Origin of the sequence: Paenarthrobacter sp. 4246 (assembly GCF_040546855.1) — a bacterium.
Classification (GTDB): Bacteria; Actinomycetota; Actinomycetes; order Actinomycetales; family Micrococcaceae; genus Arthrobacter.
Genome location: NZ_JBEPOP010000001.1, coordinates 306,473 through 329,066 on the forward strand (window position 1 = coordinate 306,473; position 22,594 = coordinate 329,066).

A 22,594-nucleotide genomic window follows, 5' to 3' on the forward strand; every position below is an offset into this window, starting at 1 on the left:
TACAAACTCCACGTCGTCCGGTGCCTGCCCCTTCCTCATTCAGCCCGGCGATAATGCATCGCCACCGCCCCGTTACTGAGCGGCTCGGCCGAGATCAGTTCAAGGCGCCGGGTGCTGGGCAGTCCGCCTTGGTAAAGGGTGGGGCCGTGGCCTGTGATCATGGGGTGGATGAGGAATTTGTACTCGTCGATCAGGCCCAATCGGTCCAGCTCTGTTGCTAGTTTCCCGCTGCCGAGAAGCACCCCCTTGGGAGTCCTGTCCTTGAGTTCCTGAACGGCCGTACCCAGTTCGCCGACCAGCCGGTGGCTGTTCGTCCAGGGGAAGTCGCTCCGCGTTGTGGAAACGACGTACTTGGGTTTTCCCTCCAAGGTGATCGCCCACTCGCGTAGGGCTGGCGGCGCTTCTACTTCGCCGCGGGCAACCAAGGGCCAGTAGACCTCCATCATTTCGTAGGTAGTCCGGCCCCAGAGCATTGCGCCGCTCTGATCCAGGAGACGCGTGAAGTGGGCGTGCGTCTCGTCGTCGGCGATGCCCTCCTGATGGTCCACGCAACCATCAAGCGTGACGTTGATGCTGAACGTTAGAAGGCCCATTCGACGATTCTAGGCTGCGAATGGCAATGGCGCAGCGGAAATCGGAGGAATGCATAGGGGAAGGAGTGCCAACAGAAAATGAATCACTTGTAGATACCCTATGGGGGTATACTGTCACCACTGGAAGTGGACGAAGGTGGTGAAGCATCGTGAGCAAACTGCTGTCCCCTCGCGCTCTTGCCGCCTCCCTCGTGCGGGCGTTGCTTCTACTTCTGGTGACGGCCGTCATTGCAGGCATATTCGGAATGCACATCATCAGCGGTCCGCATGGGGCAGGGGGAACGCATGCGTCTCATGCGGCATCACCTGTAGTGAGCACCTCCTCATCCCACCACGCGCACGGCCCTTCTCATGAGGTGAGCGGTGCCTCGGCTGGCGACGATCACGGCACGGAATTTGGAAGCTGCTCCTGCACTCAGGCTGCCGGTTGCATCCCATCCCTCACAACAGCTTCTCTGAGCGCTCCCCCACCCGGCACGACAGGCGAAGTCACCCCTGCATCGTGGGAACTGCCCACCATTTTTCCGTCCTGGTCCTACCAACCCCACGGTCCTACACCCGGGCAACTCTGCATCAGCCGTACGTGAGCACTGGATGGTCCGGTAACAGCCGGGACCGCACATCCATTCACCATCTGCTGACTACCGGGCGGCTGAATATCACCGCCGCCCGAAATGCAAAGGACTTTTACTGATGAACAGAACTAACTTCACTGTGACCGGAGCGGCTCTCGCAGCTCTGCTTGCCCTGGCTGGTTGCGCTTCCAACCCCGGCTCCGGTTCCATGCCGGGCATGGACCATGGAAGTTCCGGCACCTCCATCAGCCCCTCTGCGAACAGCAGCGACGCCGGGCACAACGCCGCAGACACCATGTTCGCCCAGATGATGATCCCCCATCACTCCCAAGCGGTGGAGATGTCCGACGTCATGCTGGCGAAGGCTGACATCCCGGCCTCGATTACCAACTTGGCCGTGAAGATCAAAGACGCGCAGGCACCCGAAATAGAGAAGATGACGGGCTGGCTGAACAGCTGGAACGTGCCTGTCATGGGATCCTCGGGGCATGGCGGCCACGGCATGGACGGCATGCTGAGCGAGGCGGACCTGCAGAAGCTTAGGGATGCCCACGGTGTTGAAGCGGCCAAGCTCTTCCTCACGCAGATGATCGCGCATCACGAAGGTGCTGTGACCATGGCCAAAACCGAGATAGCCCAGGGCAAGAACCCGGAGGCTGTCCAGCTAGGCAAGGACATCGTCACGGCGCAGGAAGCAGAGATTCGGGAAATGCGGGATCTGCTGACCGGACTCTAACCTCACCGTCTGGTGACGCAAGGGCTCGACGGCGGGAGGTCGCCGTCGAGCCCTTGCCCGCCGTCCGGAAGTCGACCGTTACGCAGCGGCCGACGCCAAGTGCCGAGGGCCTAAAGCGTGTCTGGATCAACAACTGTGGTCGGGTATGGCTTGCCCGGATTGAGAGGGGAGACACTGACGATCTTCCAGCCTTCCCCGGATTTTGACAGTTCAACTTTTTGGTCGTAGGCGTAACCTTCGCTGGGGCCTTGCACGCCGTTCACCGGACCGTGTTCCAGCTGTGTCTGCTCCGAAATCTCTACGTTGGCGCCGGCATCGGTGATGGTGAATTTCTTGATGGTCATCTCCGAGCCGCTGTCCGTCAAAAGGACGCCATAGGGAGAAATGGAGTCCCTGCGTTGGTGGAGTTTTTGGTACTCAAGCTCAATGCGCTCAACTGCTTCCGGAACGAAATCCTTGCCGATGTCTTCCTTGGCGGAAGAGAAGCCACTGACCACTTGATGGTTCCTGCGGTCGATCGCCCGCTCAATGAGGGCCTGGACAGCGGCCTTCGCTTCCGCATCGGGCTGCGGGGGCGGCGCTGCACACGACGTCACGGAAAGCAGTGCAGCTACAGCAACCGACACCAGTGTTCTTTGCTGCATGGTCATGACCTGCCACCCTTCACACGACTCCCGGGAATCGCCTCCCCCACGTGCAAAGGCTGGTGGCAACGTAGCACTTCATTCGGGCCGAAACCAGATCCGGCCGGGAAGGGCGAGTTTTTGTACACGTAATGCCCCTAAGAAGCACTCTTAAGGGCATTACGTGTACAAAAACTCCAATGGTTAGCGGCTGCTGCCCGCCAGCAAACCCCGGCGTTGCAGCAAGCGCTTCTCGATCGGCCCGAAAACGAGGAGCTCGATCAGGATGCCCACGAACAAGATCAGCAGGATCGCGGACATCACGATGGTCATATCGGAGAGCAAACGGCCCTGATCCAACAATGAGCCCAGCCCGAAGCCGATGGTGCCGCCCACTGCGATGATTTCGGCGGCCATGAGGGAGCGCCAGGAGAAAGCCCATCCCTGCTTCAGCCCACCGATGTACCCGGGAAGTGCGGCGGGCAGAACAATCTGCAGCGCCATCTGGAGCCGGTTCGCGCCAAGGACGGTGCCCACGCTGCGGTACTGCGGCGGGATCTGGTCCACACCGGAGATGAGCCCGTTGATGATGGACGGGATAGCGCCCATGAACACCACGAAGTAGACGGTGGCGTCGGTCAGGCCGAACCAGATGATCGCAGCGGGAACCCATGCCACGGACGGCAAAACCTGCAACCCGGAGATCAGAGGCCCGAACGCACGGCGCAAGGGAGCTACCTGAGCCAGGATCAACCCCACGGGAGTAGCGATGACCACCGAGATCAGGAAGCCGATCACACCACGCTGCAGCGAAGTCCACACCGCTTCCTGGACTTTGCCTTCACCCCACATGGTCACGAACTGGGTGAGGACATCCAACGGCCCCGGTACCAGGTCACGCCGCTTGAACTCCAAGGAAACGTAGAACTGCCACGCAAGGATCAGGACCACCAGCGCGGCCACGGGAAGCAGGACACGATTCCACTCAATACCGTGTTTGCGGCCTGTGTCTGACTGGAGGTTATCCAAGCCCGCTTCAAGGTCCCGGAGTTCCGAGGCGTTGCCCTTCAGCGACGGCGAGGTGATGTGCTCTTTTGAATCTGTCACGGGAAGGGTCCGCTCTTCGGTGGTGATGGGGTTACTTGGCATGGCGGCGGATCTCCTCGCGAAGGCGGCGCGTAATGGTTCCGGTCAGCTCCCCGGCCCGCCCCGGATCAGTGCGGTGTTCCTCGGTGACGTCCCATTCGGCCACAACCCGGCCGGGACGCGAGGACAACAGCAGCACGCGCTGGCCGAGTCGGACGGCCTCACGCACGTTGTGGGTGACGAACACGATGGTCCGGCCCGTTTCTTTCCAGATCCGCTCAAGCTCGTCATGGAGAAGGTCCCGGGTGATCGCATCGAGGGCGGCGAACGGCTCATCCATCAACAGCAACTGCCGGTCCTGCGCCAGGGAACGGGCCAACGCGACTCGCTGCCTCATGCCGCCGGACAGTTCGTGGGGACGCTTATCCCCCGCGCCGCCCAAGTGCACCAGCTCCAACAGCTCGGTGGCACGGGCACGCCGACTCGCCTTCGTGCTGGACTTGTCAGCCAACTGCAACGCCAACTCAATGTTGCCCCGCGCGGTTAGCCACGGGAACAGGGCCGCGTCCTGGAACATGAAGGCGGCACCGTCGCTGGGTACTTCAAGGGCGCCCGACGTCGGCGGTTCCAGTCCCGCCATGATGTTCAGCAAGGTGGACTTACCGCAGCCGGACGCACCGAGGAGGGCGACGAACTCGCCTTGCGCGATGGTGGCGTTGACGTCGTCCAGCACCGGGGCGCCGTCGCCGAAGCGCTTGCCCAGGTTCTCGAGTACGACTGGCATGGTCCCGTCCTTCGTGTTGATTGGTAGAGCTGATGCGGCCAAAAGCCGGCCCGCTTCCCCCGCGTGAACCGCAAGGGGAAGCGGACCAGCCCGTTACTGCTTAGTCCTGGCCAAGACCTGCGGCTGAGGTCTTCTTGCCTTCAACCTCGTTCAAGGTGCGGAGGTCGAAGATGCCGTTGATGTCGGCCTGCTGGGTGGTTCCGGCTTTGACACCGTCTTCCAGCAGCTTGTTGTACGTCCCGGCGAGCGGGTCGGTGGTGAACTTGATGTTCTGCAGAGCGCGTTCAATCACGTTGGCCGGAAGGGGCTTGCCTGCCGTGTCCTTCAGGACCGCGTTGATGGTGGTCGCCTTCTCCTCAGCCGAGGCCGAGTTGAGCCAGTTCACGGATTCAACGTGACCCTTCAGGAGAGCCTTCACGGTTTCCGGGTGTTCGGCAGCGAACTTCTTATTCACGATCAAGATGGTGGTGGTGAAGTCACCGTTTTCCCACAGGTCCTTCTCATCAACCAGCACCTTCGCTCCTGCTTCAAGCACCAGGCGGGAGGCCCACGGCTCAGGCAACCACGCGCCGTCGAGCTTTCCGTCCTGGAAGAGCTTCAGCGACTGGGCGTTTTCGGTGGGGTTGATGTTGACGTCGCCGCTGCCATCGGTGTTGGTCTTGAAACCTTGATCGCCCAACCAAGCGCGGAGGGCCACGTCCTGGGTTCCGCCAAGCTGCGGGGAGCTGAGGACCTTGCCCTTGAGGTCGGCCGCGGAGTTGATCTCCGGCTTGACCACCAGCTGGGCGCCGCCCGATGCTGCGCCGGCGATGATGCTGATGGACTCGCCCTTGCTCTTGACGAAGGAGTTGATGGCCGGGTTCGGGCCGATGTACGTGGCGTCGATGGCGCCGGCGTTCAGGGCTTCGATCGCGGCCGGGCCGGCGTTGAAGACCTGCGTGCTGAGCTTGGTGTCGCCCAGTTCCTTGGCGATCAGGCCCTTGCTGGTGCCTACCAGCGCCGGGCCGTGGGTGACGTTGCTGAAGTAGCCGAGCTTGAGTTCAGCTGCAGGCGTCGTGGTGGGAGCCGGTGCAGCCTGGTTGTTCTGCGAAACAGCGGAAGCAACTGCGGCGCCTGCGCCGATCAGCAGCACCAGGCCCACGGCCAGTGCGATCTCAACAGTGCGGCTGCGCTTGGGCTTGGGTGCGGTCTCACCGGCGACGATGCGGGTGGTGCCGGAATCGGGTTTCTGTGACTCGGGGGTGTTCGACATGAGGGTGGGTCCTTATGAATGTGGGATGCGAAGTGGGGGCGAAGATCAGGCCCCGTGACATCGCCCGTCGAGGGCAAGCAAGGACCATTCCGGAGAGGTCATGCCTTCACAGTAAGGACTGTCATATTTCGGCTTCAATCCCGTAGAAATCAAGGTTCACGCAGGTTCACGTGGCGTCATATTCGCCGCGAGTGCTTCAATGTCGCGCGGAGTTGTGCGGCAGCAGCCACCTATGAGACGGGCGCCCCGGTCCAGCCAAACAGCGGCGTTGCCGGCCAGGGTTCCGGTGCCCTGAACGCCCTCCGAGGGAGCCCACGTCTTGGTCACGGCATCGTAAGTTTCGCCCGAATTCGGGTACGCGACCAACGGCTTGTCGGAAGTCTCTTGCAGAGTGCCCAGCGCGTCCGTCACCAGTTCCAGCGGCACACAGTTAACCCCGACGGCGGCCACGCGCGGTTCCGCGCGGAGCAGCGCAGTCACCTGCCCAAGCGGCGTTCCGTCACTGATGTGGCCGCTGTCCCGCAGCGTGAACGTAAACCAGGATTCGACGTCGAACTCTGCCACGAGCGCCAACAGCGCCTCCGCTTCGGCGAACGACGGCAGCGTCTCGCACGCCAGGAAATCAGCACCGGCTTCCACCAGCGCCGCAATACGCGGGCGGTGGAAATCCCGGAATTCCGCGGCAGAAAGCGTGTAGTCACCGCGGTACTCGGAGCCATCGGCAAGGTAGGCGCCGTAGGGGCCCACGGATCCGGCCACCAGCAAAGGGCCGCTCGCAGAACCCTCCGCCAAGGCTTCCTGGCGGGCTTCGTCGGCCAGCCGGACGCTCAACGCCACCAACTCCAGTGACTCCTCCACGGACAACCCGCGCCGCGCAAAACCCTGCGGAGTGGCCTGGTAGCTGGCCGTGATGGCCACGGAGGCGCCGGCGTCGAAGTAGTCGCGGTGGACGTGCTTGATCAAGTGCGGCTGCTCCAGCAGGACCTTGGCGGACCACAACGAATCCTCCAGGTCGCAGCCATGCGCCTCGAGTTCAGTGGCCAAGGCACCGTCCAGGACCAAGTCCTTGCCGGAGGTCAAGTACGTGCTGAGCGTGGTGTTCTGTGGCATGGGTCCTTCCCCAAAAAGAAAACCGCAGCTTGTCCGAAATTCCCGCCGTACAACGTGAGGAGTCGCGAACAAGCTGCGGTTTTGTGACTACGTGTGACCCTAGATGACGTAACGTTCGTCTTCGTGGTCGCCCGGGTGGTCCTTGACCAAGCCGGCGGCAAGGGTGTTGCCGTCGATGGGGTCGATCACCAGGAAAGCGCCGGTGCGGCGGTGGTGCAGGTAGTTCTCCAACGGCAACGGAGCAGAGAGCCGGAGCTGTGCGTGTCCAATGTCGTTAAGCTCCAGGTTGGTCGCCGGCTCCACGTTGAACGTGGCCAGGTCCAGCTTGCCGGTGACGTTCCGGACCAGTGCCTGGACCGTGCGCGTACCGTGCTTCACTAGGACCTTCTGGCCCTCACGGAGCGGCTTCGGCGAGAGCCAAGCCAACGACGCATACAGGTCTGCAGTGCTTTCGCGGACCGTACCTGCAGCTGCGATGGTGTCGCCACGGGCGATGTCGATCTCGTCAGCCAGGCGAACAGCCACCGACTGCGGTGCTGCGGCCTCGTCCAACGACTGGCCGGCGAAGTCGATGCCGATCACCGTGGTGGTGCGCGGCTCGTGGCCTGGGCTGATGACACTCACTTCGTCCCCGACTTTTACGGAGCCCTCGGTGATCTGGCCGGCATAGGCACGGTAATCGCGGTACGCCTCCACATCGAGCCCAGCAGCAACAGCGTCAGGAGCCAAGGCACCCTGCGGACGGATCACCAGCTGGACCGGGAAGCGGAAGCTCTCCAGTTCGGCCTCAAGCTCGTCAGCAGCCGGGAGGGTTTCGAGGACCTCCAGCAGTGCCGGACCGTCGTACCAAGGGGTGCGCTCGGAGCGGTCCACCACGTTGTCTCCGTCAAGGGCGGACACGGGCACCACCAGCAGGTCCGCCACTCCATCGGAACCAAGGCCCAGTTCGCGGGCAACCTTCTGGACATCGGTCTCGATGTCGCGGAAAACCTGCTCGCTGAAATCAACCAGGTCGATCTTGTTCACGGCCACGATCACGTGGGCAACGCGCAGCAACTGCAGCACGGACAAATGGCGGCGCGTCTGCTCAAGGACACCCTTGCGGGCGTCGATAAGTACGACGACGGCATCCGCAGTGGACGCGCCGGTTACCGTGTTCTTGGTGTACTGAACGTGGCCGGGGCAGTCCGCCAGGATGAAGCTGCGGCGGTCGGTGGCGAAGTAGCGATAAGCGACATCGATGGTGATGCCCTGCTCGCGCTCGGCACGCAGGCCGTCAGTCAGGAGGGCGAGGTCGATCCCGCCCTTCTCGCCGCCGAAGCCGCGGTCCGCAGAGGTGCGGGCAACGGCGTCGAGCGTGTCAGCAAGAATCGCCTTGGAATCGTGAAGGAGGCGGCCCACCAGAGTGGACTTGCCGTCGTCCACCGAGCCGGCAGTAGCGAAACGGAAGAGGGTGGTGGGCAGGGCTGTTTCCAGACCCGCAGCCAGTGTTTCGATGCTCATTTAGAAGTAGCCGTCCTTCTTGCGGTCTTCCATGGCGGCCTCGGAGATGCGGTCATCTGCTCGGGTGGCGCCACGTTCGGTCAGGGTGGAGGCAGCGACTTCAACAACGACGTCGGCCACGGTACGGGCATCGGATTCCACAGCACCTGTGCAGGACATGTCCCCCACAGTGCGGTAGCGCACCAGTTTGGTGACGACTTCCTCGTTGGGCAGCGGCTGGGATACTTCGCCCACAGCGCGCCACATGCCGTCGCGGGCGAAAACTTCGCGCTCGTGGGCGTAGTACAGGCCAGGGAGCTCGATGTTCTCGCGCTCGATGTAGCGCCAGATGTCCAGCTCAGTCCAGTTGCTGATGGGGAACGCACGGACGTGCTGGCCCACCGTGTGGCGGCCGTTGTACAGGTTCCACAGTTCAGGACGCTGGTTGCGCGGATCCCACTGGCCGAATTCGTCGCGGAGGCTCAGGATGCGCTCCTTGGCGCGGGCCTTGTCCTCGTCGCGGCGGCCGCCGCCGAACACGGCGTCGAACTTGTTGCGCTGGATGGCGTCCAACAGCGGAACGGTCTGCAGCGGGTTGCGGGTGCCATCGGCACGCTCAGCCAGTTCGCCGCGGTCTATGAACTCCTGGACCGAGCCCACCACAAGCTTCAAACCCAGTCGCTCCACCGTACGGTCGCGGAAGTCGATGACCTCCGGGAAGTTGTGCCCCGTGTCCACATGCAGGACGGGGAACGGAACCTTGCCCGGCCAAAACGCCTTGGTGGCCAAGTGCAGCATGACCACAGAGTCCTTGCCGCCGGAGAACAGCAGCGCAGGCTTCTCAAACTCGGCAACAACTTCACGGATGATATGGATGGCCTCGGACTCGAGGGTGTCCAGTGAGCTCAACCGTTCAGACTTCGGAGCCGAAGCAGCAGATGCCGCCCCGGGAGTGGCATCGGGCCTGTCGTAGCTGGACGCAATGCTGCTTGCAGCATTGCCGTCCAGCGAAGGGGCGGGGGCGGCATCTGCTGCGTAGGCATCCGGCGTTGCGTTGGTTGTGTATGTGCTCATGTGTGTAGTCCGCATTCTGTCTTGTCGGATCCAGCCCAGCGGCCGGCGCGGGGGTCTTCGCCCGGGGCCACTTTGCGGGTGCAGGGCTGGCAGCCGATGGACGGGTAGCCCTGGCTCAGGAGGGGGTTGACGGGAAGGATGTTGTCCTCGGAGTACTCGATCAGCTGATCGAAGGTCCAGTCGACCATCGGGTTCACTTTGACCAGGCCGAAGCCTTCATCCCAGGTAACCACCGGCGTGTTGGTACGTGTGGGGCCCTCGTCGCGACGGACACCGGTGAACCACACTTCGTAGCCGGCCAGCGAGCGGCGCAACGGCTGGACCTTGCGGAGGGCGCAGCACTGCGCAGGGTCCCGGGCGAACAGGTCCTTGCCGAGCAGTCGGTCCTGCTGTTCCACGGTGGTTTCCGGGAGGACGTCCACCACGTTGACGCGCAGATTCGCGGCAACTTCGTTACGGGTGTCGTACGTTTCCTTGAAGTGGTAGCCGGTCTCCAGGAACAAGACGTCGACGCCGGGAAGCTGGTCCGCGACCAAAGCCGGAAGGACGGCGTCGGCCATGGAGCAGGCCACCGTGACGGTGGGCAGCTCAAAGTTGCGGGCCACCCAGGCGATGGCTTCGGTGGCGGAGGCGTTCCAGCCGAGCTCGGCGGCCCCGGCCTCAGCAAGTGCCTTGAGCTCTTCATGGGAACGCAGTGCCGGCCGGGCTGCCGCAGCGGCGAGGTTGGTGATGGTGACGGGATCTGTCATTGGAGATCTCCTTCATCGGCGGAGTGTGCCCACTCAGCGAAGGTCTGGCCCTCGGCGCCAACGGCGACGAACTTACGGACCACACGCTCCACGTAGTCGGGCAAGTCTTCCACGGTGACCTTGAGGCCGCGGACCGTACGTCCCAGACCGGCTTCCTCGCGCTCATTGTTGGCCAACCCGCCACCGAGGTGGACCTGGAAACCCGGGGTGGGGTCGCCGTCGGGCGTTGGCAGCATCATGCCCTTCAGGCCGATATCGGCCGTCTGGATGCGTGCGCAGGAGTTGGGGCAGCCATTGATGTGGAGGGACAGTGCCGACGGCAGCTGCTTGGTCTCCACGAGGTCGGCCAGGCGGCGTTCCAACTCAGCGATGGCCGTAGCGGCCGTTACCTTAGTTTCCACGATGGCCAGCTTGCAGAATTCAATGCCTGTGCAGGCAATGGTGCCGCGGCGGAACACGGACGGCCGGGCGGAGAGGCCCAGGGTGTCCAGTTCGGCGATCAGGGGTTCCACCTGCTCCTTGGCGACGTCCAGGATGACAAGCTTCTGGTGCGGCGTAGTGCGCAGGCGGTAGCTGCCGTGCTTCTCCAGAGTGTCAGCCAACTGAACCAAGGCCTCGCCAGAGGTGCGGCCCACCGTCGGGGTCACGCCGATGAAGAACTTGCCGTCCTTCTGCTCGTGGACGCCAATGTGGTCTCCGGGAGCCGTGGGCTTGGGAGCGGCAGGGCCGTCCGGGAGCTTGAAGCCAAGGTACTCGTCCTCCAGGATCTGGCGGAACTTAGCCGGGCCCCAGTCGTTCATGAGGAACTTCAGGCGGGCCTTGGTGCGCATGCGGCGGTAGCCGTAGTCGCGGAAGATGCTGGTGACGCCCAGCCACACTTCAGCGGCGACGTCGGCCGAGACGAACACACCGAGGCGTTCGGCCAGGCGGGGGTTGGTGGAGAGGCCTCCGCCAACCCAGAGGTCGTAGCCGGCGCCGAGTTCGGGGTGGACAACTCCCACCAAAGCGAAGTCGTTGATCTCGTGCACCACGTCCTGGGACGGGTGGCCCGTGATGGCGGTCTTGTATTTGCGCGGCAGGTTGGCCAGCTCGGGGTCGCCGATGAAGCGTTCGGCGAGCTCGTGGATCAGCGGTGTGGGGTCGATGATCTCGTCTTTGGCGATGCCCGCAACCGGGGAACCAAGAATAACGCGGGGAACGTCGCCGCAAGCCTCGGTGGTGGACAGCCCGATGCCCTCGAGGCGGCGCCAGATCTCCGGCACGTCTTCAACGCGGATCCAGTGCAGCTGGATGTTCTGGCGGTCCGTCAGGTCGGCAGAGCCGCGGGCGAAGTCCACGGAAATCTGGCCGATGACGCGCAGCTGTTCGGTGGTCAGCGCACCGCCGTCGATGCGCACGCGGAGCATGAAGTACTTGTCTTCGAGCTCGTGCGGCTCAAGCGTTGCCGTCTTGCCGCCGTCGATCCCGGGCTTGCGCTGGGTGTAGAGGCCCCACCAACGGAAGCGGCCGTGAAGGTCCGTTCCGTCGATCGAATCGAAGCCCTCTTTGGAGTAGACAGACTCGATGCGCTCACGGACGTTCAGTCCGTTGTCTTCCTGCTTCCAGGTTTCATTGGCGTTCAGTGGCGCGGTGCCGTCAACCTTCCACTGGCCGTGGGGCTTGGCGGCAGGGCGGGTGCGCGCCGGACGCGAGGGAACTGCGGTGTCCGAGGACGCACCGGCTACAGCTGTATCTGTCATACATCGACTGTAGGTGTGGCCAGATTTCGCCAGCAAAGGTCCGGAAATGCTAAGTCACCTAGGGAAACATTTCGTCACGAAAACGCCAGCGGCCTTGTCCGAAGGGCCTGTTTTGTGCAGGTCAATTTGGCCCCTTTTCCGCGTGAATAAAGGTTAGGAGAGCCTTTCCAACACTGCGTCGTACCGTTCCAGCGCGATCTCCGCGAGCACCTTTGACGGCAGCAACGGAGCCGCGACAACGTCCGCGCCGGCCTTCGCCAACTGATCGTGGAAATAGCCTGTCGCCAGCAGGTACGAGGCAATGAAAACCCTGCCTGCTGGTCCGCTCGGTTCGGAGGCGAGTTCGGCAGCGAGTTCGGCACGCAAGGAGGCGACGCCGTCGGGCACTGTTGGCTGGGCGCTGGCACCATAGGCCACCCGCACCTTGTTCGGCAGCAGCTCTGCGAGCAGTCTCGCCTGCTCTTCCGAATCAACCGAGCCGTCCGGAAGGGACGATCCCGCGGCAGCCAGCAGGACGCCGTCGTGCTCCTGCAGCCCCGCCGCGCGCAAGTGCGTGGCCAACAACTCAGCGAGCCGCGGGTCCGGACCCAACGGCCTGGCGGCCACTACCTCGGGGCGGGTCTTGATGGCCTTGGGCACGTCCACCTTGATGTGGAAGCCGGTGGACAGCAAAAGCGGGACGACGACGGCGGCAGTCCCCTCGGGCAGGCCCTCCACCACACCGCCCAGCTCGGGTTCCTGGACGTCGACGTACGCCTCAACCACGCGCAACCCGGGACGGAGGGCTTCAATTTCTGCCATGACCTGACGGATGGCAGCCTGCCCTTCGGCGTTCCGGGTTCCGTGGGCGCAGGCGATCAAAACGGGGCTGTTCATGGGAGCTAGCGTAACGTTGAGCCAGCATCTATTGAGAGTCGCATCCAGAAAGAACCCGTCCACTTGATTTCCATCGACATCGTCCTCCTTTGGCTTGACCTGGTTGGCGTGTTCTTCTTCGCGGTCTCGGGATCCCTGCTGGCTGCCCGCAAACAGTTCGACATCGTTGGCTCCGTGCTCCTCGGCTCCATTGTTGCCCTTGGCGGCGGCGTGATCCGCGACATCGTCATCAACACCGGTCCCCCGATTGCCTTCACTAATCCGGCCTATCTGGCTCCCCCGCTGCTCGCTGCGATGCTGGTCTACTTCCTGTTCTCCTCGGTCCAGCGCTTCACGTCCCTGTTAACACTGTTCGACGCCGGTGGGCTGGCTCTGTTCTGCATCACCGGAACACTGAAGGCCCTGACTGCCGGAATGAACCCCGTGGCCGCGATCCTGCTCGGTGTCACCACCGCGGTGGGCGGAGGCCTGCTGCGCGACATTACAGCGAACGAAATTCCTACGCTGTTTAACGCCCGCGATCTCTATGCGCTCCCGGCGTTTGTGGGGGCAGGCCTCACCACCCTCCTCTGGCATCTGGGTACGTTCACGGGGCTCCATGCGTGCGTTGTGGCAGCGGTTGTTTTCGCCTTCCGCGTGACGGCCTGGCGACGCAGCTGGCACGTACCCCTGGCCGTTCGTGGCTGGCACCGCCCCGGCGCAGGCCCGGGCGCAATTTCGGGTGCCCGGGATTAGCTAGGATAAGAGCATGACTGACATGTTCCTCGAGAAGTTCCGCGCGCTGGTCCCAAAGTATCTCGAGGATGAATGGCAGGAAGAAGACGGCCTCACGCCCGACGAACTGGACGACGCCCTCTCCGATCACTCCTTCACCATCCCTCTGGTCCTGCGCGAGTTCTACCTCGCAATCGGTGGCTGCGAGGACCTCATGGAGGCCTACCACTACTTCTGGGATCCTGAGGAACTCGAGGTGGACGACGAAGGCTTCCTCATGTTCCTTGAGGACGAGGAAGAGCAGTTCACCTGGGGCTTCCGCACCGCCGATCTCGGCATCCCGGACCCGATTGTCTGGCGACGCAACAACGCCCGCGGCCAGTGGAAGAGCGAGGAAGGCACGTTCTCCGAGTTCGTGTTCGACATGTTCGAGTGGGCCTTCAACGACGACGAAGACTAATTCCCCTGGGGCCTCCGTGGCTTCCTCACCCTGTTAGAACGACTTTCAGCCCCTATGTACCCTCTATTGGTTGCATAGGGGCTGTTCTGTGTTCAAAGAAGGTCAGGACGCCACGGAGTTTGAGGTCAAAAAGGAATGGCCCCGGTTCGTTGCAACGTTACGAGTCATACGCTGCACCGAACCGGGACCACAATCTCCGTTCGCATCAGACCCACCGGAGGCATTTAGTGGATCTGTGAATAGCTTATGACAACTCTGTCACATATGCAACTTTCCAGGTCAATGTATTTTTTCGCATCCCGTGATCGATTTACAGCAACGTTGAGTTATCCACATAACGACGAAATGCCTATCCCGGACCCCGGCATGCACGGCAACCATGGCCAGATGGACCTCGTCGAATTCCTCCGTCTCCGACACGGAGTCGCCCGCACACTCGACCTGCAACGAGCTGGATTCACTGAGCGTAAGCTGGCTGCCGCGATCGAGTCCGGGCTGGCCACCAGGTTGAAACGCGGCGTCTACGCTGCCAAGGGGGCAGACCCGGACGTCGTTGCAGCCTTTCGACTGAATGCCAGACTGACGTGCATCTCGGCAGCGAGGTTCTACGGACTGTGGCTGCTGCATAAGCCGCAAGACCTCCATCTCAGCTGCGGCAACGGTGTTCCCGCTCCGGCAATCATTGATCACGCCTCCTGCGCCCATCCCCGGCACCCTTATCTTCCGGTTGCTGGTGTGGCCGATGTGCTGCTGCATGCTTTGAGGTGCCGGCCTGAGCTCGAGTCACTGGTCTTGGTTCAGAGTGCCGTAAGTCAGGCCCTGCTGGGCCCTGACTTTCTCAGGTCAAGACTTCCCGGGAACCGGAATGGACGGGCCCGGCAGATACTCGATCTGGTCTTGCCTCGGGCTGACTCCTTACTGGAAGTCTTGGCGCACACCCACTTTCGGCGGGCCGGTCTCCTGGTCCGCATGCATGTTCAGTTGCCCGGCGTCGGCGAAGTCGACTGCCTTATCAACGGTTCCCTGGTCATCGAACTCGACGGCGGCACTCACTTGGAAGGCAGGCAGGTGAAGAAGGACCAGTACCGGAACAATGCGAGCATGCGAGGCGGCTTCCTTGTCCTTCGCTATTACTACTCCGATGTCGTTCACCATCCGGAAAAGATGGTGGCTGAGGTGCTTGAAGTCCTGAACAACAGGGAAGCCGGGCGTTTCGGACCGTCACGCTGGACGCCAAAGTGGATACCGGCGTCGTGATGTGAGCGGAAAGTGTGGCGTCCTGACCCTCTTTGGGACCACAACAGCCGCTATGCAACCCAATGAGGGTGCATAGCGGCCGTCGTGTGCTCAAACAAGGTCAGGAACCAACGCAAAACTAGCTGCTGCGGTCCACCACAGCATGCGCGAAGTTGGTCAGCGAGGCCTTCACCACTCCCTCGGGCAACGGTGCCAGGGCTGCGACGGCCTCGGCGGACCACTGGCGGGCGATCTTCCAGGACTCGTTGGTGACCGGGTGCTCACGCAAGCCTGCCACTGCCTCAGCCAGGGCGGCGTCGGAGGAGAGGTCGCCGTCGATCAATTCCAGGAGAGCTGTGGCGGAGGCATCCCCTGCGGCGGCGTCTCGGCGGAGCAGCAACACAGGCAAAGTCGGCACACCTTCGCGGAGGTCGGTGCCCGGGGACTTGCCGGACTTGACCTTCACACCGGTGACATCGATGACGTCGTCGGCAAGCTGGAAGGCAACGCCCACCTTCTCGCCGTACTCCACCAGCAGGTCCTCGTAGGCCTCATCGGCACCCGCAAAGATCGCGCCGAGCTGCCCGGAGGCGGCTACCAAGGAGCCGGTCTTGTCCGCGATGACGGACAGGTAGTGCTCCACGGGATCCTCGTCTTCGCGCGGTCCTACGGTTTCGTGGAGCTGGCCGAGGCACAGGCGTTCGAAGGTTCGGGCCTGGATGCCCAGGGCGCGGGAGCCGAGCTCGGACACCAGGATGGAAGCGCGGGCGAAGATGAGGTCACCGGTGAGGATGGCCACCGAGTTGCCCCAGACTTCATGGGCCGTAGGAGCACCGCGGCGGAAGGGAGCGGAGTCCATCACGTCATCGTGGTAGAGCGTTGCGAGGTGGGTGAGCTCCACAACTACTGCAGCCTGGACAACCTCGGGACGTGAAGCATCGCCAAGGTGGGCGCACAGCAGGGTAAGCAGTGGGCGGATGCGTTTGCCACCGGCTTCCACCAGGTGACGCGACGTTGCATCAGCCAGGGGGTCCGAGTTGGAGATGGCTTCGCGGAGTTTCTTTTCCACCCGGGCAAGGTTGGTGGTGATGGCAGGACCGAGTTCGGCGTCGCCGGCTATTGCCGCGAATCCGGCGGGAAGCTGGAGTCCCGTTGCGATCGCAGTGGTGTTGGGAGCAGGCTCAACAGTCTGTGGCAAGCCGTGTCCGGCATGCGTCCAGCTGTGTTCGGCAGAGTTCGTCACGGAATAACCCTAACTAGTTGTTGCGGAAACCGCGGAGTCGGTGCCTGCCGGCGTCAGGGCGCGGGCAGAGGAAGTGTTGGACGTGGCCGGCACCAGCATCTCGAGGACCCGGATCACACGGTCTTCGAAGCCCTTCGCGGCGGGGTCGGTGAGGTTGGCGAGCATGCGGACCACAAAGCGCATCAGCACAGGAATCGGCATCCCGGTCCGCAGGGCTAGCTTCATCACGGCAGGCTTGCCGATCAGGAATGCGAAGGCGCGTCCCAGTGTGAAGTGCGATCCCCACTGGTCCCGCACATAGTCCGCGTACCGCGAGAGGTGCGCGTCGGCGTCGTGCGTTGACCAACCGGCAGAAGCCGAACGCGCGGCACCGTCGATCAGGAACTCTGCCGCGAACCGCGCGGACTCCATGGCGTAGGAGATGCCTTCACCGTTGAACGGGGACACCATGCCACCGGCATCGCCCAGCAAGAGCAGCCCGGGTGAGTAGTGCGGCGTGCGGTTGAAGCCCATGGGCAGCGCGGCGCCGCGGATCTCCCCTACCTGGTTTTCCGGCGTGAAGCCCCAGTCCGACGGCATCCCGGCTGTCCATTCGCGCAGGACCTGCTTGTAGTCGAGCTTGCCGAATTCCTTGGAGGAGTTCAGGATGCCCAGGCCTACGTTGGAGGTGCCGTCGCCAACACCAAACACCCAGCCGTAACCGGGCAGCGGCTTGCCGGATTTGCCGGGAAGTTCCAGCCAGCCTTCCATCCAGTCGTCGTCATGGCGCGGCGACGTGAAGTAGGTTCGCACAGCGACGCCCAGAGGACGGTCGTCGCGCTTATGCATCCCCAGCGACACGGCGGTTCGTGTCGAGTTGCCATCCGCAGCGAGTACGACGTCGGCTTGGAAGTCCCGCGTTTCGCCCGTCTTGCGTCCGGACTCGTCCAGGATCGACGCACGTGCGCCGATGACGCGACCGTCGTCGGCGGTCAAAGCGGAGGTGACGCTGTGGCGTTCAAGAACGACGGCGCCAGCGGCCTCGGCGTGCCGGGCCAACGATTCGTCGAAGCCAAGGCGCGTGCGGATCAGGCCATACGTGGGAAAGTCAGAAACCTCGGGCCAGGGCAGTTCAATGGTGCGACCGTCGGAGATGAGGCGGAGGCCCTTGTTCCGGCGCCACCCGTCCTCCACAGCATGTGACAGCCCAAGCTTCTGGATCTCGCGGACGGCGCGCGGGGTGAGGCCGTCGCCGCACACTTTCTCACGCGGGAAAGAGGTCTTTTCCAGCACCGTGACGTCGATGCCCGCCTGGGCGAGGTAATACGCGGCGGTGGACCCGGCCGGGCCCGCGCCAACAATCAGTACTTTCACGTCGTCCTAAATCAGCAGGCGGTACGGGGTCAGCCGGCCTGTTGGCGCGGTTTGATCTGGCGGCGAAGCTTAGCCACGGGAACACTTTCGCGGTGCTCGGCGGGCTTCTGTGCACGGTGGACGGCGACGATGCCGCCGCTGAGGTTGCGGTAAGTAATGTCGGTCCAGCCGGCATCGCTGAGCCACTGCGCCAGGTGGTCCTGGTCCGGCCAGGCGCGGATGGACTCGGCAAGATACACGTAGGCGTCCGGGTTGGAGGACACCTTGGTAGCGATGGCCGGGAGAGCACGCATGAGGTACTCGGTGTAGAGGTTGCGCCACAGCGGCACTACGGGGTGCGAGAACTCGGCAATGACCAGGCGGCCGCCCGGCTTGGTGACGCGCAGCATCTCCTCCAGGGCCTTGCGGGGTTCCACGACGTTACGCAGGCCGAAGGAGATGGTGGAAGCGTCGAAGCTGTTGTCCGCGAACGGCAGGTTGGTGGCGTCACCGGCGATGAAGTCAATGTCCGGGCGGCGGCGCTTGCCCACTTTCAGCATGCCCAAGGAGAAGTCGCAGGCCACAACGTCCACGCCGGCGTCAGCATAGGGTTCGCTGGAGGTTCCGGTGCCGGCAGCGAGGTCCAGGACCTTCTGGCCAACCTTCACATCCACAGCATCAACCACGATCCGGCGCCAACGCCGTGTCTGCCCCATGGACAGGACATCATTGACGACGTCGTATTTTGGGGCGACATCATCAAACATCGTCGCAACTTCGTCCGGACGCTTTTCCAAGGATGCTCGGTTCACCCTGTAATTGTCTCAGACATTCAGCCGACTTTGCTGCGCTGTAGAAGTCGGCTCAGATTCTGGTTGTCCTCGGGAGTACTGTTGTTCCATCATGACGAGCACGCTCCGCACCTTGACAGTCCCCCTCGATGTTGAATCATCCTCCGGGGGGCTGCCGTCGTTTCTGGTGCGGGACGACGTTCTTTGCTGGTCCCGCCGCGAGGCTGGACTGGTGGGTTACGGCGAGCTGACCCGCTTCAATGCCACCGGGCCCGAGCGTTTCCTTGAGGCCGATATCTGGTGGCGGCACCTCATTCTTGAGGCCGAAATCACTGATCATGTGGAGCTTCCCGGCACAGGCCCGGTGGCTTTCGGCTCGTTCGCCTTCTCCAAAACCTCCCCGCACGTGTCCCGTTTGATCCTCCCGGAGCTGGTGGTGGGGATCCGCGATGGTCGTGCCTGGGCAACCCAATTAACGTTCGACGACGCCCCCCTCACCGAAGCGGGCGTCCTCGCCTCCGTGCACCGCTGGCTGACTGAACCGGAACCGAACGGTGAGGATTCATCGGCAGGCGGGTCCGACGTCGTGCCCTCAGCTGAGGTGATTGCCGCCGACGGTTCCGCCGGTCACCTTAGCCCTGGTTCCCTCAGCGAGGCCGCGTGGATGCAGGCAGTGTCCAACGGCGTGGAGGAGATCCGGGCCGGGAAGCTGGAGAAGCTGGTGTTGGCGCGCGACGTCGTCGCGAACCTTCCGGAGGGCGTCAACGCTGCGGAGGTACTTCGCCAGCTCGCCGCAAGGTACCGCGAATGCTGGACGTACGGCGTGGACGGATTGGTGGGCGCAACGCCCGAGATGCTGATTCAGGTGGAGGGGCGCACCGCGCAGGCCCGTGTGCTGGCAGGAACCCTGGATCGACGTGATGCCGACGGTATGGACGGCTCGCCCATGGAATATGCGGAGCGCGTTCTGGCTGGGTCCGAGAAGCAACGGCATGAGCACGAGATTGCGATCGATTCCCTGACGCGTCAGCTGGCCCCCTTCTCGGAAGCGATGAACTCGCACAGCGAACCTTTCATCCTTGAACTGCCCAACGTGTGGCACCTGGCCTCCGACGTTAAGGCAGAGTTGGCGGACATCGAGGGGCACGTGCCCACGTGTTTGGCCCTGATCAACGCACTGCACCCCACCGCGGCAGTGTGCGGAACCCCGACCCTGGTTGCCGGGGCGTTGATTCGCAAACTTGAACATCTGGACCGGGGCCCGTACGCCGGACCGGTCGGTTGGCTCGACGCCGCCGGCAATGGCGAATGGGGTATCGCGCTTCGCGGCGCGGTGATCGAGGACGCCAACACGGTGCGGCTGTACGCGGGGTGCGGCATCGTCGAGGGCTCGCAACCGGAGGCCGAACTGGCGGAAACGTGGGCGAAATTCCGGCCGATGCTTGAGGCGCTGGGGATCCGCCGCTGAATCTGGGATTCCAGACTGAACCCCCTCGGGCGTGGTTGATAAGCGCGTAAACTTGTTATCCAATAGTGAAACTTCGTTTCCTGTGATGCACATCTCACGTTCGGCGCTACACTAAAACCGACTCAGTTCAGCATCCACCGCAACAAAAGGTAAACAACATGCAGATCTCCCGTTCGGTTCTGTCCGGCACCAAGATTGCCGCTGTGCTCGCAGCCGGCGCACTGGCCCTCACCGCCTGCGGTGGCTCGTCCACCCCGGCTGCCACGGACGCCTCCGGCCTCAAGCTCATCAACGCCGGCAAGCTCACGGTGTGCTCGGACGTTCCCTACGAGCCCTTCGAGTTCCAGAAGGACGGCAAGATCGTCGGCTTCGACATGGACATCGCCGCCGAGCTCGCCAAGGACGTCAAGGCCGAACTCAACGTGGTGGACAGCTCCTTCGAAGCAATCGAGACCGGCACCGCACTGACCGGTTGCGACGTCTCCATCTCCTCGATCTCCATCACCGACGTCCGCAAGAGCGTCATGGACTTCTCCACCCCTTACCTGGATGACGACCTGACCCTCGTGGCCACCTCGTCCTCCGGCATCAGCAACATCGACGGCGCCAAGGGCAAGAAGGTGGGCGTCCAGCAGGCCACCACCGGCGCCCAGTACGCCAAGGACAAGGGAATCGACGCACAGCAGTTCGAAGACTCCGGCCTCCTGGTCCAGGCCCTCAAGGCCGGCACCATCGACGCCGCAATCGGCAACCAGTCCGTCCTGGGCTACGCCATCAAGGACGACTCCAACCTCAAGCGCGTTGAAGACTACGCAACGGGCGAGAAGCTGGGCATCTCCATCAAGAAGGGCAACACCGCCATGACGGACGCCGTGAACGCCACGCTGAAGCGCATCACCGACGACGGCTCCCTCAAGAAGTTCGAGACCACCTGGTTCGGCGAAGCCACCAAGTAGTCCGAGCCCCGGCTCCCCCAGATCCACGCAGGCGGGCCCCGAAACGACACGTTGTTTCGGGGCCCCACCTGCGCAACATGAATGTGAGAACACCATGGCAATGACTGCACGTCAACGAGCCAAAGTCAGTCTGTACGTCCAGGCCGGGATCTTCGTTGTGGCCGTGGCCGCAATCATCCTTGCCGTGGACTGGAAGACGGTTGGCAACAGCGTCTTCAACTTCGCCAAGATCGGCCCGATGTTCCCGGACATCTTCCTTGTAGGCCTCAAGAACACCCTCATCTACACGTTCCTCGGATTCGTGGTGGGCTTGTCCGGCGGCCTTCTGCTGGCCCTGATGAAGCTCTCGTCCTTCCCGCTGTACCGCTGGCTCGCAACGGGATATATCGAGTTCTTCCGGGGTGTTCCCGCACTGCTGGTCTTCATCGCCTTCGGCTACGGCGTTCCACTGGCCTTCGGAATCCAATGGGACGTGAACATCATCGTGATGGTGTCCTTGGGTATGGTGGCAGCGGCGTACATCGCTGAAACCCTCCGCGCAGGCCTCCAGGCGGTCCCCAAGGGTCAAATGGAAGCAGCCCGTTCCCTGGGCATGCCGCAGTGGCGCGCCATGGTTTCGATCGTCATCCCGCAGGCTTTCAAGATCGTCCTGCCGCCGCTCACCAACGAGATTATCCTTCTCACCAAGGACTCCTCGCTGATCTACGTCCTGGGTCTCACAGCGTCCCAGTACGAGCTCACCAAGTTCGGGCGCGACGGCATCTCCAGCCTCGGAGCCGGCCTGACGCCGCTGCTCGTGGCCGGCGCCTTCTACTTGGTCATCACCATCCCCTTGAGCCTCCTGGCACGGAAGTTCGAAAGCCGCTCCGCGCGGACGAAGCGATAGGCAGGACAGTCATGAATAACTCCACTGGGAGCACGTCCGGCGTTCGCGCTGCGGGCGTCGACATCAAAGACCTTCGCAAGTCCTACGGCAGCAACGAGGTCCTCAAAGGGATCTCCCTGACCGTTGAACCTGGTCAGGTAGTTTGCTTGATCGGGCCCTCGGGCTCCGGCAAGTCCACCCTCCTTCGCTGCGTTAACCTGCTCGAGCAACCCAACGCCGGCACCATCAACGTGGGCAAGTTCGAGGCCACCGACCCCGACGTAGACCTCAACAAGATGCGCCAAAGCGTTGGAATGGTGTTCCAGCACTTCAACCTGTTCCCGCATCTCAGCGTCCTGGACAACTGCACCATCTCGCAAACCAAGGTCCTCAAGCGTTCCAAGTCCGAGGCCTCGGACGTAGCGCGCCACAACCTGGAGCGCGTTGGCTTGGGACACCTCGCCGACCGCTTCCCGGACCAGCTCTCCGGTGGCCAGCAGCAGCGCGTGGCGATCGCACGTGCCCTGTCCATGGACCCGCAGCTCATGCTTTTCGATGAGCCCACCTCTGCCCTCGACCCCGAAACCGTGGGCGATGTCCTGGCCGTCATGCGCAAGCTGGCCCAGGAAGGCATGACCATGCTGGTGGTTACCCACGAGATGGGCTTCGCCCGGGAAGTTGCCGACCGCGTGGTCTTCATGGATGCCGGTGTTGTGGTCGAAGAAGGGCCGGCGGAAAACGTCATCAGCGCCCCCACCCAGCCCCGCACCAAGGAATTCCTGCGCCGCGTCCTGGATCCGACGCACATCGGAGTCGAAGAAGCCTAACTTTCTGCCGCGAGGGGTTAGCT

The 22,594-nt window shown here is 63.0% G+C and carries 22 protein-coding genes; 8 read left to right on the forward strand and 14 right to left on the reverse strand.

Features of this window, described 5'->3' with window-relative positions; genetic code table 11:
- Positions 1 to 35: 35 nt before the first annotated feature.
- Entirely contained in the window at positions 36 to 593 is a 558-nt protein-coding gene (locus ABIE35_RS01455; RefSeq protein ID WP_354512107.1) for a dihydrofolate reductase family protein, read from the reverse strand.
- A 693-nt stretch (positions 594 to 1,286) separates the two neighbouring features.
- On the opposite strand from ABIE35_RS01455, the gene ABIE35_RS01460 reads away from it, so the two are divergent.
- Positions 1,287 to 1,904: a DUF305 domain-containing protein gene (locus ABIE35_RS01460; RefSeq protein WP_354512108.1), complete on the forward strand. Its 618-nt coding sequence runs from the start codon at positions 1,287 to 1,289 to the stop codon at positions 1,902 to 1,904.
- A gap of 110 nt (positions 1,905 to 2,014) precedes the next feature.
- Here the strand turns inward: ABIE35_RS01460 and ABIE35_RS01465 are convergent, their stop codons facing one another.
- The 10 genes from ABIE35_RS01465 to ABIE35_RS01510 form a co-directional block, all read right to left on the reverse strand.
- Positions 2,015 to 2,554 carry a hypothetical protein gene (locus tag ABIE35_RS01465; RefSeq protein WP_354512109.1) on the reverse strand — a complete coding sequence of 180 codons (540 nt, stop codon included), beginning with the start codon at positions 2,552 to 2,554 and terminating at the stop codon, positions 2,015 to 2,017.
- A 177-nt stretch (positions 2,555 to 2,731) separates the two neighbouring features.
- Positions 2,732 to 3,676, reverse strand: a complete 945-nt coding sequence (locus tag ABIE35_RS01470; RefSeq protein WP_354512110.1) for an ABC transporter permease — start codon at positions 3,674 to 3,676, stop codon at positions 2,732 to 2,734.
- Positions 3,666 to 4,397, reverse strand: coding sequence for an ABC transporter ATP-binding protein (locus ABIE35_RS01475; RefSeq protein ID WP_014922475.1), 732 nt, complete (start codon positions 4,395 to 4,397; stop codon positions 3,666 to 3,668). Before ABIE35_RS01475 ends, ABIE35_RS01470 begins: the two co-directional genes overlap by 11 nt.
- Before the next feature lie 100 nt (positions 4,398 to 4,497).
- On the reverse strand, positions 4,498 to 5,649 hold the full coding sequence (locus ABIE35_RS01480; RefSeq protein ID WP_354512111.1) for an ABC transporter substrate-binding protein: 1,152 nt from the start codon (positions 5,647 to 5,649) through the stop codon (positions 4,498 to 4,500).
- Positions 5,650 to 5,805: 156 nt separating this feature from the next.
- A complete protein-coding gene (gene mmuM, locus ABIE35_RS01485; protein ID WP_354512112.1) occupies positions 5,806 to 6,759 on the reverse strand; it encodes a homocysteine S-methyltransferase in 954 nt (317 codons plus the stop codon).
- A 99-nt stretch (positions 6,760 to 6,858) separates the two neighbouring features.
- Positions 6,859 to 8,262, reverse strand: a complete 1,404-nt coding sequence (locus ABIE35_RS01490; RefSeq protein ID WP_354512113.1) for a sulfate adenylyltransferase subunit 1 — start codon at positions 8,260 to 8,262, stop codon at positions 6,859 to 6,861.
- Positions 8,263 to 9,315 carry a sulfate adenylyltransferase subunit CysD gene (gene cysD, locus ABIE35_RS01495; protein WP_354512114.1) on the reverse strand — a complete coding sequence of 351 codons (1,053 nt, stop codon included), beginning with the start codon at positions 9,313 to 9,315 and terminating at the stop codon, positions 8,263 to 8,265.
- Positions 9,312 to 10,064 carry a phosphoadenylyl-sulfate reductase gene (locus tag ABIE35_RS01500; protein ID WP_354512115.1) on the reverse strand — a complete coding sequence of 251 codons (753 nt, stop codon included), beginning with the start codon at positions 10,062 to 10,064 and terminating at the stop codon, positions 9,312 to 9,314. The genes cysD and ABIE35_RS01500 overlap by 4 nt, the downstream gene beginning before the upstream one ends.
- On the reverse strand, positions 10,061 to 11,803 hold the full coding sequence (locus ABIE35_RS01505) for a nitrite/sulfite reductase (RefSeq protein ID WP_207594353.1): 1,743 nt from the start codon (positions 11,801 to 11,803) through the stop codon (positions 10,061 to 10,063). The genes ABIE35_RS01500 and ABIE35_RS01505 overlap by 4 nt, the downstream gene beginning before the upstream one ends.
- A 153-nt stretch (positions 11,804 to 11,956) precedes the next feature.
- Positions 11,957 to 12,679: a sirohydrochlorin chelatase gene (locus ABIE35_RS01510; protein ID WP_354512116.1), complete on the reverse strand. Its 723-nt coding sequence runs from the start codon at positions 12,677 to 12,679 to the stop codon at positions 11,957 to 11,959.
- Between the two features lie 63 nt (positions 12,680 to 12,742).
- On the opposite strand from ABIE35_RS01510, the gene ABIE35_RS01515 reads away from it, so the two are divergent.
- From ABIE35_RS01515 to ABIE35_RS01525, 3 genes are all read left to right on the forward strand, one after another.
- Positions 12,743 to 13,414 (forward strand): trimeric intracellular cation channel family protein, encoded by a 672-nt coding sequence (locus tag ABIE35_RS01515; RefSeq protein ID WP_354512117.1) that lies wholly within the window; start codon positions 12,743 to 12,745, stop codon positions 13,412 to 13,414.
- Between the two features lie 13 nt (positions 13,415 to 13,427).
- The gene (locus tag ABIE35_RS01520; protein ID WP_354512118.1) at positions 13,428 to 13,853 is read left to right on the forward strand and encodes a hypothetical protein; all 426 of its coding nucleotides are present in this window, start codon (positions 13,428 to 13,430) and stop codon (positions 13,851 to 13,853) included.
- A gap of 387 nt (positions 13,854 to 14,240) precedes the next feature.
- The gene (locus ABIE35_RS01525; protein ID WP_354512347.1) at positions 14,241 to 15,110 is read left to right on the forward strand and encodes a DUF559 domain-containing protein; all 870 of its coding nucleotides are present in this window, start codon (positions 14,241 to 14,243) and stop codon (positions 15,108 to 15,110) included.
- Positions 15,111 to 15,228: 118 nt separating this feature from the next.
- Here the strand turns inward: ABIE35_RS01525 and ABIE35_RS01530 are convergent, their stop codons facing one another.
- From ABIE35_RS01530 to ABIE35_RS01540, 3 genes are read right to left on the reverse strand one after another with little or no spacing between them, the layout of a single operon-like run.
- Positions 15,229 to 16,332: a polyprenyl synthetase family protein gene (locus tag ABIE35_RS01530; RefSeq protein ID WP_354512119.1), complete on the reverse strand. Its 1,104-nt coding sequence runs from the start codon at positions 16,330 to 16,332 to the stop codon at positions 15,229 to 15,231.
- Between the two features lie 9 nt (positions 16,333 to 16,341).
- On the reverse strand, positions 16,342 to 17,685 hold the full coding sequence (locus ABIE35_RS01535) for a geranylgeranyl reductase family protein (RefSeq protein ID WP_354512120.1): 1,344 nt from the start codon (positions 17,683 to 17,685) through the stop codon (positions 16,342 to 16,344).
- Between the two features lie 29 nt (positions 17,686 to 17,714).
- A complete protein-coding gene (locus ABIE35_RS01540) occupies positions 17,715 to 18,476 on the reverse strand; it encodes a demethylmenaquinone methyltransferase (protein ID WP_089595934.1) in 762 nt (253 codons plus the stop codon).
- A 91-nt stretch (positions 18,477 to 18,567) separates the two neighbouring features.
- Here ABIE35_RS01540 and ABIE35_RS01545 point away from each other — a divergent pair, with 91 nt between their 5' ends.
- The 4 genes from ABIE35_RS01545 to ABIE35_RS01560 all read left to right on the forward strand — a co-directional run bounded on the left by ABIE35_RS01545 (position 18,568) and on the right by ABIE35_RS01560 (position 22,571).
- A complete protein-coding gene (locus ABIE35_RS01545; RefSeq protein WP_354512121.1) occupies positions 18,568 to 19,923 on the forward strand; it encodes an isochorismate synthase in 1,356 nt (451 codons plus the stop codon).
- 158 nt (positions 19,924 to 20,081) lie between these two features.
- On the forward strand, positions 20,082 to 20,879 hold the full coding sequence (locus ABIE35_RS01550) for an ABC transporter substrate-binding protein (RefSeq protein ID WP_089595936.1): 798 nt from the start codon (positions 20,082 to 20,084) through the stop codon (positions 20,877 to 20,879).
- Between the two features lie 94 nt (positions 20,880 to 20,973).
- Entirely contained in the window at positions 20,974 to 21,765 is a 792-nt protein-coding gene (locus tag ABIE35_RS01555; protein ID WP_354512122.1) for an amino acid ABC transporter permease, read from the forward strand.
- 11 nt (positions 21,766 to 21,776) lie between these two features.
- Positions 21,777 to 22,571, forward strand: coding sequence for an amino acid ABC transporter ATP-binding protein (locus ABIE35_RS01560; RefSeq protein WP_207594361.1), 795 nt, complete (start codon positions 21,777 to 21,779; stop codon positions 22,569 to 22,571).
- Positions 22,572 to 22,594: the final 23 nt, after the last annotated feature.